Annotated in this window: 16 protein-coding genes and 1 pseudogene; 13 read left to right on the forward strand and 4 right to left on the reverse strand. The window is 62.0% G+C overall.

The genetic code is table 11. From position 1 onward, the window contains the following. Positions 1-2 precede the first annotated feature (2 nt). The 7 genes from U0988_RS09650 (at position 3) to U0988_RS09680 (ending at position 7,699) form a co-directional block, all read left to right on the forward strand. On the forward strand, positions 3-860 hold the full coding sequence (locus U0988_RS09650; protein WP_322292413.1) for a universal stress protein: 858 nt from the start codon (positions 3-5) through the stop codon (positions 858-860). A 383-nt stretch (positions 861-1,243) separates the two neighbouring features. Then, on the forward strand, positions 1,244-3,055 hold the full coding sequence (locus tag U0988_RS09655; RefSeq protein ID WP_322292414.1) for a hypothetical protein: 1,812 nt from the start codon (positions 1,244-1,246) through the stop codon (positions 3,053-3,055). Then, a complete protein-coding gene (locus U0988_RS09660; RefSeq protein ID WP_322292415.1) occupies positions 3,052-3,291 on the forward strand; it encodes a hypothetical protein in 240 nt (79 codons plus the stop codon). The genes U0988_RS09655 and U0988_RS09660 overlap by 4 nt, the downstream gene beginning before the upstream one ends. A gap of 9 nt (positions 3,292-3,300) precedes the next feature. Further along, a complete protein-coding gene (locus U0988_RS09665) occupies positions 3,301-3,486 on the forward strand; it encodes a potassium channel family protein (protein WP_322292416.1) in 186 nt (61 codons plus the stop codon). 175 nt (positions 3,487-3,661) lie between these two features. Next, positions 3,662-4,594, forward strand: coding sequence for an MBL fold metallo-hydrolase (locus U0988_RS09670; RefSeq protein ID WP_322292417.1), 933 nt, complete (start codon positions 3,662-3,664; stop codon positions 4,592-4,594). A 70-nt stretch (positions 4,595-4,664) separates the two neighbouring features. Then, entirely contained in the window at positions 4,665-5,894 is a 1,230-nt protein-coding gene (locus U0988_RS09675; protein ID WP_322292418.1) for an FAD/NAD(P)-binding oxidoreductase, read from the forward strand. After that, the gene (locus U0988_RS09680) at positions 5,894-7,699 is read left to right on the forward strand and encodes a SulP family inorganic anion transporter (protein WP_322292419.1); all 1,806 of its coding nucleotides are present in this window, start codon (positions 5,894-5,896) and stop codon (positions 7,697-7,699) included. Before U0988_RS09675 ends, U0988_RS09680 begins: the two co-directional genes overlap by 1 nt. A gap of 48 nt (positions 7,700-7,747) precedes the next feature. Here U0988_RS09680 and ligD read toward each other — a convergent pair whose 3' ends face one another. The 3 genes from ligD to U0988_RS09695 are packed head-to-tail and all read right to left on the reverse strand — an operon-like array spanning position 7,748 to position 11,512. Next, a complete protein-coding gene (gene ligD / locus U0988_RS09685) occupies positions 7,748-10,213 on the reverse strand; it encodes a DNA ligase D (protein WP_322292420.1) in 2,466 nt (821 codons plus the stop codon). Next, positions 10,200-10,685 (reverse strand): MgtC/SapB family protein, encoded by a 486-nt coding sequence (locus U0988_RS09690; RefSeq protein ID WP_322292421.1) that lies wholly within the window; start codon positions 10,683-10,685, stop codon positions 10,200-10,202. The genes ligD and U0988_RS09690 overlap by 14 nt, the downstream gene beginning before the upstream one ends. Next, the gene (locus U0988_RS09695) at positions 10,685-11,512 is read right to left on the reverse strand and encodes a Ku protein (protein WP_322292422.1); all 828 of its coding nucleotides are present in this window, start codon (positions 11,510-11,512) and stop codon (positions 10,685-10,687) included. Before U0988_RS09695 ends, U0988_RS09690 begins: the two co-directional genes overlap by 1 nt. Positions 11,513-11,746: 234 nt before the next feature. On the opposite strand from U0988_RS09695, the gene U0988_RS09700 reads away from it, so the two are divergent. The 4 genes from U0988_RS09700 to U0988_RS09715 all read left to right on the forward strand — a co-directional run bounded on the left by U0988_RS09700 (position 11,747) and on the right by U0988_RS09715 (position 15,301). After that, positions 11,747-12,694 carry a BON domain-containing protein gene (locus U0988_RS09700; RefSeq protein WP_322292423.1) on the forward strand — a complete coding sequence of 316 codons (948 nt, stop codon included), beginning with the start codon at positions 11,747-11,749 and terminating at the stop codon, positions 12,692-12,694. A gap of 462 nt (positions 12,695-13,156) precedes the next feature. Then, a complete protein-coding gene (locus tag U0988_RS09705) occupies positions 13,157-13,567 on the forward strand; it encodes a DUF421 domain-containing protein (RefSeq protein WP_322292424.1) in 411 nt (136 codons plus the stop codon). A gap of 94 nt (positions 13,568-13,661) precedes the next feature. Next, positions 13,662-14,405, forward strand: a complete 744-nt coding sequence (locus tag U0988_RS09710; protein ID WP_322292425.1) for a Crp/Fnr family transcriptional regulator — start codon at positions 13,662-13,664, stop codon at positions 14,403-14,405. Positions 14,406-14,521: 116 nt separating this feature from the next. After that, entirely contained in the window at positions 14,522-15,301 is a 780-nt protein-coding gene (locus U0988_RS09715) for a glycosyltransferase (protein WP_322292426.1), read from the forward strand. Positions 15,302-15,331: 30 nt separating this feature from the next. On the opposite strand, the gene U0988_RS09720 is transcribed toward U0988_RS09715, so the two are convergent. After that, the gene (locus U0988_RS09720) at positions 15,332-16,345 is read right to left on the reverse strand and encodes a DNA topoisomerase IB (protein WP_322292427.1); all 1,014 of its coding nucleotides are present in this window, start codon (positions 16,343-16,345) and stop codon (positions 15,332-15,334) included. A gap of 129 nt (positions 16,346-16,474) precedes the next feature. Here U0988_RS09720 and U0988_RS09725 point away from each other — a divergent pair, with 129 nt between their 5' ends. Next, entirely contained in the window at positions 16,475-16,645 is a 171-nt protein-coding gene (locus U0988_RS09725) for a CsbD family protein (RefSeq protein WP_322292428.1), read from the forward strand. A 99-nt stretch (positions 16,646-16,744) separates the two neighbouring features. After that, positions 16,745-17,001 (forward strand): annotated as a pseudogene (locus U0988_RS09730) (sodium:proton antiporter); the annotation flags it as partial.

Raw genomic sequence — 17,001 nt, forward strand, 5'->3', positions numbered from 1 at the left:
GCATGACCATGGAACACGTCCTCGCCTGCATCGACGCATCGAGTTACGCGGACAGCGTCTGTGATCTGGCGGCCTGGGCCTCGCAGCGCCTCGCCATGCCGGTCGAATTGCTCCACGTTGTCCAGCGCAGCGATGCGGTGACCGCACGGGGCGACTTGTCCGGGGCCATCGGCCTCGGGGTCAAGACCAGTCTGATGGAGGAACTGGTCGCTATCGAAGCTGCCGACGCCAAACTGAAGGTCGAACGTGGCCGGCAATTGCTCGCCGCGAGTGAGAAACGCCTGCGGGAGGGCGGCGCGTTCGATGTTCGCACGCTGCACCGGCATGGCGGCATCGTCGAGACCATCCTCGAACGCGAAGAAGGTGCGCGCGTGGTCGTGATTGGCAAGCGCGGCGCGTCTCACGAATTTGCCAGTGACCACATCGGATCGAAGCTCGAACGGGTGGTGCGTTCCAGCACCAAGCCGGTCCTGGTTGCTTCGCGCGCCTATACCGAACCGCGCAGCATCGTGTTCGCTTATGATGCCAGCCCGGCGGCGCAGCGCGCTCTGGGCCGGTTGGTGGAATCGGCCCTGTTCACCGGAATGCCGGTCAACATCGTCATGGCCGATACGGACAACGAAGCCCATCGCCGCGCGCTCGGTGACGCCGCCTCCCGGCTCGGCGAAGAACGCGAAGTCACCACGACACTCGAACGCGGCAAACCCGAAGCCGTGATCGCCAAGCTGGTCGGGCAGACGCCGGGCGCGATGCTGGTGATGGGTGCCTATGGCCACTCACCGATCCGGACCCTGATCGTGGGCAGCACCACCACCGCGATGATCCGCACCGTCCACGCGCCGGTATTGCTGGTGCGGTAAGATGGCGCTCGATCTTGGCTGCTTCGGGAAAATACCTTTTCGAACGAGCAGGCAGTGTCCGGTTGGCCTGAGCGCAGTTCACCCCGGCTTGTGGAATGGCGCGCCGCCGCCTATCCGGGACGCGGAAGCGGACGTGAAAGGGGCACTGCGCGATTTCTGCCACAGAACATGAACCGGTCGGCCCCGTCGCCGCGCCGCCGCTGCCCATTCCTTGCTTTTCGCTCGGCGTAACCGGTCACCGCCGCGCGCACCCCTCGTTTCCGAGCGATGCCGCGACACTTGATACTGTCCTCGCGCAGGTTTTCGACACTGTCGAACGGGCGCTCGAAGGGATCCGCGGCCAGGGCGGGGAGCCAGGCGCCTGTGCGCCGCGTCTGAATACATTGCTGGCCGACGGGGCAGATCACCACGCTGCCCGGCTGGCCCTGGCGCGCGGCTGGGAACTGGTGATCCCGCTGCCCTTCGGCAAGGCGCTCAATGCGGCGATCAACGGCGGGGCAGCGAACCCGGCGGATGCGCGTGCGATTTTCGCGGGCGAACCGGCTGCCGACCCCGAAGTGACGGAGCGGGTCGATACAATTTCCGCCCTCGCGCGGCAGGCGCGGCTGTTCGAGATGGCGGACGACGACCAGCGGCTGCAGGACTTGTTTCTCGATATGCTCGAACGTCCCGGCGACACTCAGGCGCTCGGCAGCTTCGCCGCGGAGGCGGGCAAGCGCTCGGCGCTCGCCGGCAGGATCCTGATCGAGCAGTCGGACATCGTGATCGCTGTCTGGGACGGCAAATCGGTCGCCAATATCGGCGGCACCGGGCACACCGCGCTGATCGCACTCGAAATGGGCTCACCCGTGTTATGGATCGATCCCGCGCAGCCCGCCGAGTGGCAGATATTGCTCTCGCCCGAAGCGCTAACCGGCGTGCATCGGGAGGGTGCCGGGGGTAGTGCCGATCTGCCGCGGACGGCACGGGGCGACGCGCTGGCCCGGCTGGTCACTGACGCGGTTGCTCTTGCTCCCCCGGAAGTCGGCGGCGGCTTTGCGGGTCTGGCCGCAATCGGCACCGACAGCTGGCGCAGCGCAAGCAGCATTCGCGGCCACGCGTTCCGCCGTGTCGAGGCGCTGTTTGGCGAGACGGGGCTGGCGCGGCGCTTCCGGTCGGTCCGGCAAACCTATGAGCGGCCGGACGAGATCGCCGGAGGCAGCGGCCAGCCGCTGCTTGGTGCGATTGCTTCATTGCCCCAGGGTGATCCTGGCCTGTCCCGCGCTTTGGAAACGGAAATCCTCCGCCGCTTTGCCTGGCTGGACGGGATTTCATCCTACCTTTCGGATCATTACCGCTCCGGAATGATCGTCAATTTCCTGCTCGGCGCAATGGCGATCATTGCGGGCATCCTCTATCTGCCGCTGGTCGATGCGGAGCACAAATGGATCTTCGCCGCGTTGGAGTTGGCTCTGCTGCTGACGATCGTGGTGAACACCGCCTCCGGCCAGAGGGCGCGTTTGCATGGGCGCTGGTTCGAGACCCGGCGGGCGGCAGAATATCTGCGGCACAGCCCTCTGCTGGCGGCGCTGGGTGCCGCCCGGCCTCCGGGTGCGTGGCCGCAGGGCACGGACAATTGGTGGCCCGAATGGTATGTGCGGCACGCGCTGCGGCGTATCGGGCTGCCGCAGATGCGGGTCGACAAGCCCTATCTGCGGGCTCTGCTGGAGGTCCTTCGCGATCATCATGTCGATCCGCAGCGGCACTATCACCGCGCGAAATCCGCCCGTCTCGCCCGGGTGCATCACCGGATCGATCTGCTTTCGGAAACGCTGTTTCTTGCAGCTGTGTTGCTGGTGGCGATGTTCCTTGCGCTGGCAGGCCTGTCCGCGCTGGACCTGGTCGATCCACGTCTGGTCGCGGGAAGCGCCAAATGGTTCACCGTCCTCGCCGTCGCCCTGCCGACACTTGGCGGCGCTTTTGCCGGCATCCGCTATTTCGGCGATTTCGAACGCTTCGCCGAAATTTCCGAAGTCACTGCGGAGAAACTGGACAGAGTGTCTCAGCGGATTGCGCTGATCCTGGATGCGCCGCACGAAGCGGTCGATTACAGCTTCGCCGCCGACATTGTCCACGCCGCCGACGAGATCGTGTTTGCTGAAATCCAGAACTGGCAGGCCGTGTTCAGCGGCAAACGCACGGCGGTTCCGGCATGATCGTCGGTTTTGCCCTTTCGCTGGTGCTGATTGCAGCCACCATTCTGATCCATTACGAAGCGCTTCGCCTGACCTCGCTCGGCCTGGCCGAACTTGCCATCCCGGTGCACGCCCGCATTCTGGTCGTGCTTACCACTTCGATTGCCTCGCACTGCATCCATATCACGCTCTATGCGCTCGCCTATATGGGGCTGCACTGGATCGGAGGATACGGCACGATCGGCGGGGCCGGATAGCTCAGCTTCATGGATGCGTTTTACTTTTCGATCACGTCCTACACCACGCTCGGCATCGGCGATCTGTTTCCGCATGGTGCGCTGCGGATCATCTCCGGGTTCGAGGCCTTGAACGGACTGGTGATGGTGGGCTGGACGGCGTCGATGACCTATCTCGCCATGGAAAAGTTCTGGCGGCTGCCCCCCCGAAGATAACGCGAGCAATCGGAGCACGGCGAGTTGCTGTAAAAGAGCCGGCTGTCCGACCCGGGCCACTTCCTCGATCTCGCCGACATTGTGTTCCGCCCCGGCCTGGTGCGGCCTTCCTGGTCTCTTCCAGAAGCTACGAAATACATATACACAATTTATGAAACCATGTCGGAGGTTTGCCATGAGCAGTTTCGAAACGGGCCTGAAAGCCGCCGCGGAGCAGATCCGCAGGGCGCAGGCCGACAAGCGTTTGCGCCCGTCGATCGCTGGTTTCTTCGACGAAGCCACCAACACGATCAGTTACGTGGTGCACGATCCGAAATCGGGCGAAGCGGCAATTATCGATTCGGTGCTGGATTATGAGGCCGCCTCGGGCCGGACCTCCAACGGCTCGGCAGACCGGATCGCCGAATACGTCACATCGAATAATTTGAAAGTGATGTGGCTGATCGAGACTCACGCCCATGCCGATCATATCTCTGCCGCGCCGTATCTGCAGGAAAAGCTCGGCGGAAAGCTGGCCATCGGACGCGAGATCATCCGGGTGCAGGATGTCTTCGGCAAGCTGTTCAACGCCGGAACCGATTTCGAGCGGGACGGGTCGCAATTCGACAAGCTGTTCGACGATGGAGAAACCTTCACCGTGGGCGAACTTGAAGGCATCGCGCTGCACGTACCGGGTCATACGCCGGCCGACATGGCGTTCATCATCGGTGACGCGGCGTTCGTGGGGGATACCATCTTCATGCCCGATTTCGGGACGGCCCGCGCCGATTTCCCCGGGGGCGATGCCCGCCAATTGTTCCAGTCCATCCGCCGCCTGCTGTCGCTTCCCGGCGAAACGCGGCTGTTCCTGTGTCACGATTACAAGGCGCCGGGCCGCGACGATTATGCCTGGGAAACGACGGTACGCCAACAGCGGGAAGGTAATGTCCACGTCAGGGACGGCACGACCGAGGACGAATTCGTCGCCATGCGGACCGCCCGCGACAAGACTCTCCCGATGCCGAACCTGATCATGCCGAGCGTGCAGGTGAACATTCGCGGAGGCCGCTTGCCGGAGCCGGAAGCCAACGGAGTGAGCTACATCAAGATCCCGGTAAACGCGGTGTGACCGGGGGACCGCGGCCCATTTGCCGCGCCTCGGCCCGATCGCCATCACCATACCAGCAGGAGAGCCCGCGATGGCGAACAGCTTGTCTCACGATATCGTAATAGTCGGCGGCGGATCGGCCGGAATCGCGGCGGCGTCATCGCTTCTCAAGCGGAGGCCTTCGCTGGACATCGCAATTGTCGAGCCCAGTGAAGACCATTATTATCAGCCCGGCTGGACAATGGTCGGAGGCGGCGTTTTCGAAGCACCGGTCACCCACCGGCGGACTGCCACGGTGATGCCGAAGGGGGTCGTATGGATCAAGCAGGCCGCTGCCACTTTCCAACCCGACAACAATCAGGTCTCCCTACAAGACGGCACAGTCCTCACTTACGAATTGCTGTTGGTCGCGCCCGGTATCCGGCTGGCGTGGGAACAAATCGAAGGGCTGGAAGATACGCTGGGCAAGAACGGCGTCACATCGAATTATCGCTATGATCTGGCACCCTATACGTGGGAACTGGTCAGGAAATTGAAATCGGGCCGGGCCATTTTCAGCCAGCCGCCGATGCCGATCAAATGCGCCGGTGCCCCGCAAAAGGCCATGTATCTGTCCTGCAACGCATGGGAGGACCGCGGCGTTCTGGGCGATATCGAGGTCGAATTCCGGAACTCGGGCGGCGTGCTGTTCGGGGTCGAAGCCTATGTTCCGGCGCTGATGGAATATGTCGAACGTTACGGGATTCATCTGAAACTTGGATCGACGCTCGTTGCGGTGGATGGCCCCGCACGGATCGCGACCTTCCAAACTGCGGAGGGTGAGGTAACCCGCAGGTTCGACATGCTGCATGTCGTGCCGCCCCAGGTTGCGCCGCAGTTTGTCGCGGACAGCCCGCTGGCGGCCGAAAGCGGCTTCGTCGATGTGGACCAGTTCACCATGCAGCATGTCAGATATCCGAATGTCTTTGGTCTGGGTGACGCAGGTTCGATGCCCAACGCCAAGACGATGGCCGCCGCGCGCAAGCAAGCGCCGATCGTTGCCTGCAACGCGCTGGCGGTGCTCGATGGCAAGCCACCCCTCGCGGACTACGATGGCTACGGTTCGTGTCCTTTGACGGTCGAGCGCGGCAAGATCATCCTTGCCGAATTCGGCTATGGCGGAAAACTGCTGCCCAGCTTCCCTTCGTGGCTGATCAACGGAACGCGGCCTGCAAGGCTCTCGTGGTTGCTCAAGTCCGAAATACTGCCGTGGGTCTATTGGAACGGGATGCTCAAGGGCCGGGAATGGCTCGCGAAGCCGCATGAACGGCGCGCGGCATAATGCCGAGCACTTCGCCCGCCACCGGCACTGCGAACGGTGCCGGGGGCGGATTGCTGGCCCGCTATCTGCCGATCGTCGAATGGGGGCGAACCTATAACCGCGCGGTTCTGACCAACGATCTGATGGCGGCGGTTATCGTCACCATCATGCTGATCCCCCAGAGCCTGGCCTACGCGCTGCTGGCGGGGCTTCCCCCGGTCGTCGGGCTGTATGCGTCGATATTGCCGCTGATTGCCTATGCCATTTTCGGGACCAGCCGGACTCTGGCCGTCGGACCGGTGGCCGTGGTGTCGCTGATGACTGCCTCCGCCGCAGGGGCGGTCGCGGCGCAGGGAACTCCGGAATATCTGGAGGCGGCCATTACTCTTGCAGCCCTGTCCGGCATCATGCTCGCCATACTCGGGTTCCTGCGGCTGGGGTTTCTCGCCAATCTGCTGTCGCATCCGGTCATCAGCGGCTTCATCACGGCGAGCGGCCTGCTGATCGCCACCAGCCAGATCAAGCACATCCTGGGGGTCGCGGCAGGGGGCGACAACTGGCCTGCGATGCTCGGATCGCTCGCCGCGACGATTGGGCAAGCGAATGCCGCAACGCTGGCTATCGGCATACCCGCGACACTGTTTCTGTTCTGGGTCCGCAAAGGCGCGAAACCGGCGCTGGTGTCTGCGGGGCTGAAGCCGCGGACCGCGGAACTGATGGTCAAGGCCGGGCCAGTGGCCGCGGTCGCGCTGACGATCCTTGCGGTCCTGCTTTTCGATCTGGGGACGAAGGGCGTAAATCTGGTCGGCGCCATTCCCTCGGGGTTGCCGCCGTTCGCCTTGCCCTCGACCGATCTCTCCCTGATCGAGAAGCTGTGGGTCCCCGCGTTGCTGATCTCGATCATCGGTTTTGTGGAAAGCGTTTCGGTGGCGCAGACCCTGGCCGCCAAGCGCCGACAGCGCATTGCCCCCGACCAGGAGCTGATCGGCCTTGGCGCATCGAATATCGCGAGCGCCCTGTCCGGCGGCTATCCGGTGACCGGAGGATTTGCGCGGTCGGTGGTAAATTTCGACGCCGGTGCGGAAACGCCGGCCGCCGGAGCCTACACTGCGGTCGGCATTGCGCTTGCGTCGCTGTTCCTGACTCCATTGCTGTTCAACCTGCCGGTCGCAACTCTGGCAGCGACCATCATCGTCGCCGTGCTCAGCCTGGTGGATCTCAAGACCCCCGGCCAGCTGTGGCGCTATTCGAAAGCGGATTTCGCCGCGCATATCGCGACCATCGGGATCACTCTGCTTGCCGGCGTGGAAATGGGCGTGATTTCCGGCGTCGGCGTGGGGCTGATGCTGTATCTGTGGCGCGCCTCGCGGCCCCATGCCGCCATCGTCGGGCGCGTCCCGGAAACCGAACATTTCCGTAATGTGGACCGGCACGAGGTCTTTACCGTCCCCCACGTCCTGTCGATCCGCATCGACGAAAGCCTGACCTATCTCAACGCCCGCTGGCTGGAAGAATATGTGCTGGAACGCGTTGCCGAGCGCCCTGCGCTTCGTCACATCATCCTGATGTGTAGCGCAGTGAACGAGATCGACGCTTCGGGCCTCGAAAGCCTGGAGGCGATCAACCACCGGCTTACTGACGCTGCTATCGGAATGCACCTATCGGAAGTGAAGGGTCCGGTCATGGACAGGCTCAAGCGGACCCACTTCGTGGATGAATTGAACGGCCGCGTGTTCCTGTCGCAGAACCGGGCGTTTGCGGAACTGGCGAAGGACGACGGGCTGGGCTTTCCACTGCCCGATGACATGGCGCGGGGCATGATCTGAGGCGCGAAGGGGCGCGGTACAGTTTCGCGCGTTAGCGGGACGATTGCCCTACAGGTCGGGCAATGACTGGTCGGCGTGACCCCAACCGGCGAGCGGGCCCGATTTCGCGTGCTTCTGCAGCACCGCGGCATCGCCGATGGAAAACGCGTTGGCCCCGGCCACATCCTTGATCTCGTCCCAACTGATCGGCACCGCCACGGGCGCTCCGCTGCGGGCGCGCGCTGAATAGGGCAGGATCGCGGTCGCACCGCGCTGATTGCGCAGCCAGTCGATGAAAATCTTTCCCTTGCGCTTGGCCTTGCTCATGGTCGCGACGTAGCGTTCCGGTTCAGCCTGCGAAAGCGCCTCGGCAAAGCGGCGCGTGAAATCCTTGTGCACTTCCCACGAATGGCCTGGCGTCAGCGGTACCACGACATGGACGCCCTTGCCCCCGCTCAGCATCGCGAAGCTGGCCAGTCCGAGATCGGCCAGCCGGTCCTTGATGTCCCGGGCGGCGCGCACGACGTCGGCAAAATCCAGGCCTTCGTCAGGATCGAGATCGAAGATCATCCGGTCCGGCTGTTCGACATCGATCGAGCGGGAACCCCAGCCGTGAAACTCGATGGTGCCCATCTGCACGCATTGCAGAATGCCGCGGAGGTCCTCGATGAACGGGTAGTCTTCGGTTCCTCCGTCCTTTTCCGTGATCGGCACATGATGCACCGCGTCGCCGAAACCGCCGCTGTCGTGCTTCTGGAAGAAGCATTTCTTCGCCCGCCCCTGCGGACAACGCACAAGGCTGACGGGGCGCTGCGCCGCAAACGGCAGCATCAGCGGCGCAATCGCGGCGTAATAATCCGCCAGGTCCCCCTTGGTCTGGCCGGTGTCGGGGAAGATCACCCGGTCCCGGTTGGAGATCGCGACGTCCGGCTCTGCGGCGGGCAGTGCGGCGGGCTTTTCCGGTGTCACATCGCGGGCCGGTTTGTCCGCGCGCAGACCGAGAAAGCTGCCGTGGCGGACATTGCCCTCTGCGGTGAACTCGGCGAAGGCCACCTCGGCAACCAGCTTGGGGCTGACCCAGGTCACTCCCTTGCTCGACGCCTTGTCCACGTCCGCCGGCGGCGTCTTGCGCTCCAGCGGTTTCATTTTTGCCGCGAGTTCCCGAAGCGTTTCGTCGCTAAATCCGGTCCCGACGTTGCCTTTGTACACTAGCGAGCCGCCATCATGCTGCGCCAGCAGCAAGGAAGAGAACAGGCGCGCTCGGGATGACGATTTCTTCCACCCGATAATCACGAATTCCTGCCGCCGCGTGCATTTGACCTTGAGCCACGCCTTGCCCCGCCGCGACGCGTATTTTGCAGCAATGTCTTTCGAGATAATGCCTTCCTGCCCGGCTTCGCACATCGTCCGGTACAATTGCTCGCCCGCGCCGATGATATGGTCGGACACATGGATCGGGGAACGCGCGTTCACCAGCAGCGCCTCCAGCCGTTCCTTGCGTTCGATATTGGACAGCGCCGTCAAATCTTCGCCATTCGCTTCGAGCAGGTCGAACGCGTGGAAGGCGAGAGCGTCCGCGTTCCCTTGAGCGCCGTGGCCGCGTTTGAGCACCTTCTGCAGGCTCGAGAAATCGGGATTGCCATCCCCGCCATAGGCGATGATCTCGCCGTCGATCAGGCAGGGCGGCAAGTCCAGATCGGCAACTTGGCTGGCCAAGGGCGCGAATTTCTCGGTCCAGTCCTTGCCTGTCCGTGTGTAGACGGTCACCCGGTCTCCGGCCGCCGCGATCAGCGCGCGGTATCCGTCGAACTTGATTTCATGCATCCAGCCGTTCCCGGCGGGGACCTGATCGACCAGCGTGGCGAGCTGCGGCGCGCGGAACGGCGGCGGCTTTCCGTTCGGCTTTGTTCCGGATCTGCGCGACTTGGCTTTCCCGGACTTCGCAGATTTCCCCGGACTGCCCGCTTCGATCTGGGCCATCGATCGTCCGGTGGCAACGCTGGTCAGCGCGTGTTCCACCAGTGTGTCGCCGGAACCCGCGTGTTCGTCCTGCAGTTTTCGCAGCAGCCAGTTCTCCCGCTTCTCGTTGCCGCGGGGCTTCAGCCGGATCAGCAGCCATTCGCCTTTCATGCGCTCGCCGTGCAAGACAAAGTGGAGATGGCCCTTGGCGATATCCTTCGCGCTTTTGCCGGGCACCGGTTCCCAGGTGCCGCGGTCCCACAGCATCACCGTGCCGCCGCCGTATTCCCCTTTGGGGATCACCCCTTCGAAGTCGGCGTAGGAAAGGGGATGGTCCTCGGTTCGCACCGCCAGCCGCTTGATTTCAGGGTCGGGAGAGGGGCCTTTGGTGACCGCCCAGCTCTTGAGCACTCCGTCCGCCTCCAGCCGCAGGTCCCAGTGGAGCCGGGTCGCATCATGCTTCTGGACAATGAACCGGTTTTCCTGTGTGCCCTTGGCGGCTTCTCCGCGCGGCTCGGCGGTCCGGCTGAAATCGCGCTTCCGGTTGTATTCGGATAGAGGGTCAGTCCTTGGCATGACCGCTCCCCTCGATATGCCGGTCGGAGTCCTTCGGTTCCACCAGACGCAGGACCGTGAGCATGATCAATCCGACGATCGACGCGATCACGACCAGCGGCCATTGTCCGGCCCCGCAGGCGATTCCGATCACAGCCGCCAGCCACAGATGGGCTGCCGTAGTCAGATTGTGCACCCGCCCGCCGCTGAACACGATCAGGCCCGCTCCGATGATGCCGATAAAGGCGCCCGTCGCTTCGTAGATGCGCAGCGGGTCCATCCGGGCACCGTCGAGCTGGCTATACAGCGAAATTGCCGACACGGTCATGGCCGCAGCGGCGAAGCAGACCAGCCCGTGAGTCCGCATTCCCGCGGCATGGCCGCGCAGTTCCCGGTCGAGCCCGAGCACGAGCCCCAGAACGGCTGCGGCGACCAGCCGGGACAACAGATCGTAATCGAACCAGTGGGCCAGGATCGGATCGTTCAGATCCATCAGGCGCTCTTTCGCTTGCTGCGGGCGGGCTTGGCTTCCCCTCCGACCGATTTCTTGAGTGCCGCCATCAGGTCGATGACATTCGAGCCGCCGCCGGACGCAGGCGCATCCACATCTTCAAGGATTGCTTCCTTGCTCTTCGATTTTGCCTTGCGGTCGATCAGCTTCCTGAGCGCGTCGCGGTAGCGGTCGTGGAATTCGCCCGCATCGAACGGTGCGCTTTTTTGCTCGATCAGCGTTGCGGCCAGATCGAGCAATTCCTTGCGCGGCTTGTCATCCCCGATGCTGTTGAAAAACTCCTGCCCCTGACGAACTTCATCGGCATAACGCAGCGTTTCCAGCAGCAGGCCCTGGCCGCACGGTTTTAGCGCAACCAGCTTTTCCTGACCTCTGACCGACAATTGCCCCAGCGCCACCTTCTTCGCCTTGCGCAGCGCCTCGCGCAGCACGATGAAGGCCTCTTCCGCCAGATCGTCGGCCGGAACGACGTAATAAGGCTTCTCGAAATAGAGCGGATCGATCTCGCAGGTCTCGACAAACTGGACCAGTTCCAGCGTCTTGCGGCTTTCGATCTTGACCGCTTCGATCTCCTCGTCCTGCAGCAGGACGTAATTTCCCTTCGAAATCTCGAAGCCCTTGATGATATCATCCCGGTCGATCGGACCGACGCCCTCCACGGTTTTTTCGTATTTCACCCGCTTGCCTGACGGTTCGTGGATCTGGTTGAAGGCGATCGTCCGGCCGGTTTTGGCGGCGGAAAATATTTCGACCGGAATTGACACGAGGGCCAGACGGATCTGCCCCTTCCAATATGCACGCGCTGCCATCGACCACTCCTTGCAATGCAACAGCGATTGAAGCGGGAAATGGTTTCGGAACGACGCAGGATCGGGTCACCGAGTGCCGCCTCCCCGCGCACTTCACATCAAATGGTTAACCTTTGTTATGTCGTTGATAATCAGGTGTTTGCGCACGGTGAACGGCGGAACCTTCGTCTGTTCCGATCGCTTGATTTGCAGAGCCTTTCCCGAGGTGGGTGGGCGCAATCCAGGAGAGACAATATGGCAGATGGTAACAACCAGACGTCGCGCAACCAGCAGAATTACAGCGACCAGCAACGCGGTCACCGCGGCGGGTATGACTATGAGCCCGGCGGGGAGCGTAGCTGGCGCGATTACCGCAGCGACGATGATTTCCACCGCGACCGCTGGAGCCAGGGTTCAGGCGGCTACTACCGCGACGATGACCGCTATTCCGGAAGTGGCGGCATGGGGGGCGAGCGTGGCCAGGGATTCGGTGGCCAGGGCCGTGACCAGAGCTTCGGTGCGTACGGCGGCGGGTCCGGCTATGGAACCGGTTCGAGCGGGCGATATGATCGCAGTTCAAGTTACGGCTCGGGCGGTGGTTCCGGTCGCTATGGCGGCATGGGCGGCGACCGATACGGTTCGTCCTATGGCGGGCGTCCCGGGTCGGGATCCTACGGCAGTTCCTATGGCGAGTCCTACGGCCCGCCAATCGGCTATTGGGGAGGCAATTACGAATCCGGGCGCTACGACAATGACCGCTACAACAACGATCGCGGCTTCTTCGAACGGGCCGGCGATGAGGTAAGGTCATGGTTCGGGGACAGCGATGCCCAGCGTCGGCGCGAGCAGGACGAGCATCGCGGGCGCGGTCCGAAGAACTACACCCGTTCCGACGAACGCATCCGCGAAGATGTCAGCGATCACCTGAGCGACGATGGTTCGCTGGATGCTTCGGACATCGAAGTGAAAGTGTCGGACGGCGAAGTGACACTCGACGGCCACGTTTCCAGCCGGATGGACAAACGCCGCGCGGAAGATTGTGCCTACCGCGTGTCCGGCATCAATCACGTGCAGAACAATCTGCGGGTGAAAGAGAGGGACTGGTCGGCATCCCGTTCGGGGGCATCCCGTTCGGGAGAGACCTCGAGCCTGTCCACCAGTACCTCAAGAACCGGGAAGTCCGAGCTTTCCAACGGAAGCTGAACCGACGAACGCAGCTGGACCGAAAGGGTCCGCGGAATAGGGGGAGGGTGAGAGCCCTCCCCCTTCTCTTATAGGATGGCGGCTCCGCATCGGTGCCGCTCTGCGGCGGCGACTACCTTCTTTACGGATCAGGCAGCCTTGGCGCCGAGGTTGACGCTTCGGGTGGCAAGATCGGTCATATATTCGTCGGCTTCGTAAATGTCGGCCACGATGCCCCGCAGCACTTCGGCGTCGTCGCTTCTGGGGCGCGGACATGGTCATGTCTACTTTTAGCGATTGACAATGTGGCTGGTGGTTCTGCTACGCTCGCACCCCCATTAAGTGCCTAGAAAATCGGACTAACTTATGTTTGTCGAAGCTCAGATAATTGACGTGGGACTGCGGGCATTCTGCCTTTCGGCAGCGGCCATGATCTGGATCGTATTGCTGGTCCGGATCAACGGCCTCCGCTCTTTTTCGAAGATGACCAACTTCGATTTCGTGATGACAGTCGCCATCGGCTCGCTGCTCGCAGGGGCTTCCCAGTCGACCGAGTGGACGGCATTTCTGCAGACGTTGCTCGCCATGGCGACGCTGTTTTTTGTCCAATGGTCGACGGCACGATTGCGCAAGGCGTCGGACAGATTCGAAGAGATCACCCAGAATTCACCGATTTTGCTAATGCGGGATGGCATTTTCCTGTACGATGCATTGGAGTCCTCCCGGGTCGAAAAAAGTGATCTGATCGCGAAACTTCGGGAAGCCAATGTGTTGTCCTTCGATCAGGTAAGGGCTGCGGTGCTGGAAACCACAGGCGACATGTCGATCCTGCACGGGGGTCACCTGGACGAAGCTTTGCTGAGCGGGGTCCGTAAACCAGCATCAGACCGTTGATGGTAGGAACGCCAATCGGTTTTTGCAAACATCCGGCAAGCGGACGAAGCCCGAAGCGCTTGTTGCCGAATTCGTGGAATGAGGGAGATCCCGAATGCTGACCGAGCTGTTTCTCAAAGGGCGACTTAGGCAGAATCTTTCGCCGGAGGAAACCGGTGCTCTGGAAGCTTCGGTCCGGCGCACGCTTACGGTGCCGCCGCGCAAGCAGTTGATCGAGCGCGGGCAGCGGATCGACAACAGCTATTACCTCGTCGAAGGCTCCATGCTGCGCTACGTCGATAACCGAAGGGGCGAACGGCAGCTCGTATCGGTCGCCATCCCGGGTGATTTCGTCGACTTGCACGGCTATCCGATGAAGCGGCTCGACCATGCGGTCGGGACGCTTACCGCCTGTGTTCTCGCGGAGGTGCCGCATCCTGCGGTGACGCAGTTGATCGAAAAATTCCCCCATCTCGGGCGCGCCATGTGGTTTTCAACCCTGCTGGATGGCGCGATGCACCGGGAATGGATATTCCGCCTCGGTAGCCTCAATGCCGAGAGCCGGATTGCGCATCTGCTGTGCGAGTTGATGACCCGGCTGCGTTTCGTCGAGATGTTCGATGGCCGGAATTTTCCGATCCCGCTGCTGCAGCGCGATTATGCAGAGGCGTGTGGAATTACACCCGTGCACGCCAACCGCAGCTTCAAATCCCTGCGCGAAAGAGGCGCGCTGATCCTGCAAGGAGAAGGGCGCATCGAAATTCTCGACGAGGCGCTGTTGGTCAAACTCGCGGAATTCGAAGGAGACTATTTGTACGGATCGGGGGATCTCCAACTGAGCGAAATGACGGATTATTGAACCGCCAGGGCGGGTGCCGGGCTCAAGCAGATACGCTCAAGATTAACTTTTATCATCTTTAAAATCAGGAACTTATAAGCACGCAATGCATCCTTGCTCTCGAGAAGGATCATGCTGTGAGAATTTGCCACATTGCGCTTTACGGATGTTTGCAGCTGGCCGATGTTCCTTACGGAATAAATGCCGATACTGGCCGACATATCAAATTCCTGCTCGAATTGGTCAACGCGAGTGCGCGCGATCCGCAAGTTGCAAGCGTTGATATCGTCACCCGCGGCTTCGTCGATGAACGGCTGGGCCGCCAGTTCGCCCCCGATGTAGGCGAAATCCGGAACAAGATCCGGTTGGTGCGCCTGCAGGATGGAACACCGGGTTATTTGCCCAGACAAGAATTATGGCGGGAGCACGACCGGCTGTGCGAGGCCTTCGCGCAGTTTATCGAAAGCCGGGTTCAGCGTCCCGACCTGATCCATGCGCATTTTGCCGATGCCGGTATTCTTGCAGCCTTTGCCAAGCAGCAATTCGGCATTCCGTTCGTGTTCACCGGTCATGCGCAGGGCGTAGTCAAACGCGCGGCGAACTGCGCCTGCGTAGACGGATACCTGGCGCAGCGGATTGAGATCGAGGAGCGGGTGCTCGCCGAAGCCGATGCGGTAATTGCAGCCTCTCGCGGCGAGGCCGAGGCGCACTATTTTCGTCGCCAGTCGCTCGAGACGGGGCGCATCCGGATAATCCCGCCCGTGCTTCCCGGGGTCGGTAACTGGGATGCGTACCGGGAAGCCTACCACCATCTTGCGCGCGAGCTTATCGCACCGAAACCTGGGACACTGACTTCTCGCAAGCTTCCCCTCGCACGATCCTCGGAGGCAATGCAGCATCGAGTACCGGGACCCTGAGGCGTCCGAAGTGCCGGTGACCGGGCAATGTCACGCAGCAAGCAGATCTTCGGCAGACGGTGCGGCTTCGAGATAGGCGATCAGGCCCCGTTCCTGCCGCGACAGATACCGGGTGCTGCGCGGAAGCTGCAGAGTAGCCCGCCACGCCTCCTGATCGCCGACCAACTCGGTGACAGCGGGATGAATATAGCTCTTGCGGGCCACTGCCGGGGTGTTGCCCAGCTTGCCGGCCACTTCGTCGAGGAGGTCCTTGATTGAAACCACTCCCGGACCCTCTGCCAGGACGGAAAAGGCAAGGACACTGGCGTGCCAGGTTCGGAAATTCTTGGCCGTGAAGTGATGCCCCATCGTTTCCGCAATATAGGCGTTTACCTCGCTCGAACCCACGTTGTGGCGATCGCCGTCGTCGCCGAAATACTGAAACAGGTTCTGGCCCGGCAGATCCTGCATCCTGCGCACGAAGCGCGCCAGATTGCGGTCGGTCAGCTTGATTTCCTGAAGCTGGCCGGACTTGCCCTTGTAACGCAGCAAAACGGAATGGCCGGACACGTCGGCATGCCGCTTGCGGAGGGTCGTCGCGCCGAAGCTGTTGTTGAGCTGCGAATAGGCCTTGTTGCCCACCCGCACCAGTCCTAGATCGAGCAGCCTGACCACGCCGGCGATTGTCCGTTCCCGCGTCAGGCTCCGTGCCTGCAAATCCTCTTCGACCCGCTTGCGCAGCACCGGCAGGAGATTGCCGAAGACCGCACATCGATCGAATTTCTCGCTTTCGCGAGCCGCCCGGAACTGGGGGTGATACCGGTACTGCTTGCGCCCCTTGGCATCCAATCCGGTCGCAAGGATATGACCGTTCGGCGCGGGGCAGAACCATGCGTCCGCAAAGGCGGGGGGCAGGGCGATTGCGTTCAGGCGTTTCCGCTCCGCCTGGTCGCGGATCAGCTGGCCTTCGGCGTCGTAATAGGACCAGCCCTTGCCGGAGCGTTTGCGCGAAATCCCTGGCAGGCTGTCATCGACGAAAATGAGCGGGGAAGGACACGGCGCCATTCGCATCCAACCTTGCCTGCACGCTTCGGTTCCCTTCGTTTGCCCCGGCGTTTCTCGAAACCATTCCGGCATCAACGCGTTGATTAACCAGACAGCCAAACCGGCTGCATATTAACAAGGAGTATTGATATGGGTGAGTATTCGGACAAGGCCAAAGGTGTCGGGAACGAAGTCGCCGGCAAGGTAAAGCAGCAGTCTTCGGACCCCGAAACCCGCGCCGAAGGGCGTGCGCAGGAAGGCAAGGGCGAAGCGCAAAACCTCAAAGGCAAGATCAAGGGCGCTTTAGGCGACAAGGTCTGATCGCCTTTACATCGGATTACGAAAGGCTCCGCTCGATCAAGCGGGGCCTTTTTTCTTTGCCCGCGGGTTAGGTTCCTGGTGGTCTGACTTTGCGGGGAAGTGACGGGAATTACAGTGTTCGGTTTCGATTCATTCCATATCCTGCTTGCCGTGACAGGATCGATCATCATCCTGTCCTATTGGATGCCGCGGTTCATTTCGGGGCGCGAACCTGCCGCGTCGGCGGCGCTGGTATTTCTTGGTCTGGCCGGATTTGCGCTGGTTCCCGGAATCCCGGCCGCCTTCGATCCGCTCGAAAACCCGGTCATCTGGGAAGTGACCGCCGAACTTTGTGTGATTATCGGCCTGTTCGGTAC

Origin of the sequence: Allopontixanthobacter sp., from assembly GCF_034376665.1 — a bacterium.
GTDB lineage: Bacteria > Pseudomonadota > Alphaproteobacteria > Sphingomonadales > Sphingomonadaceae > Allopontixanthobacter.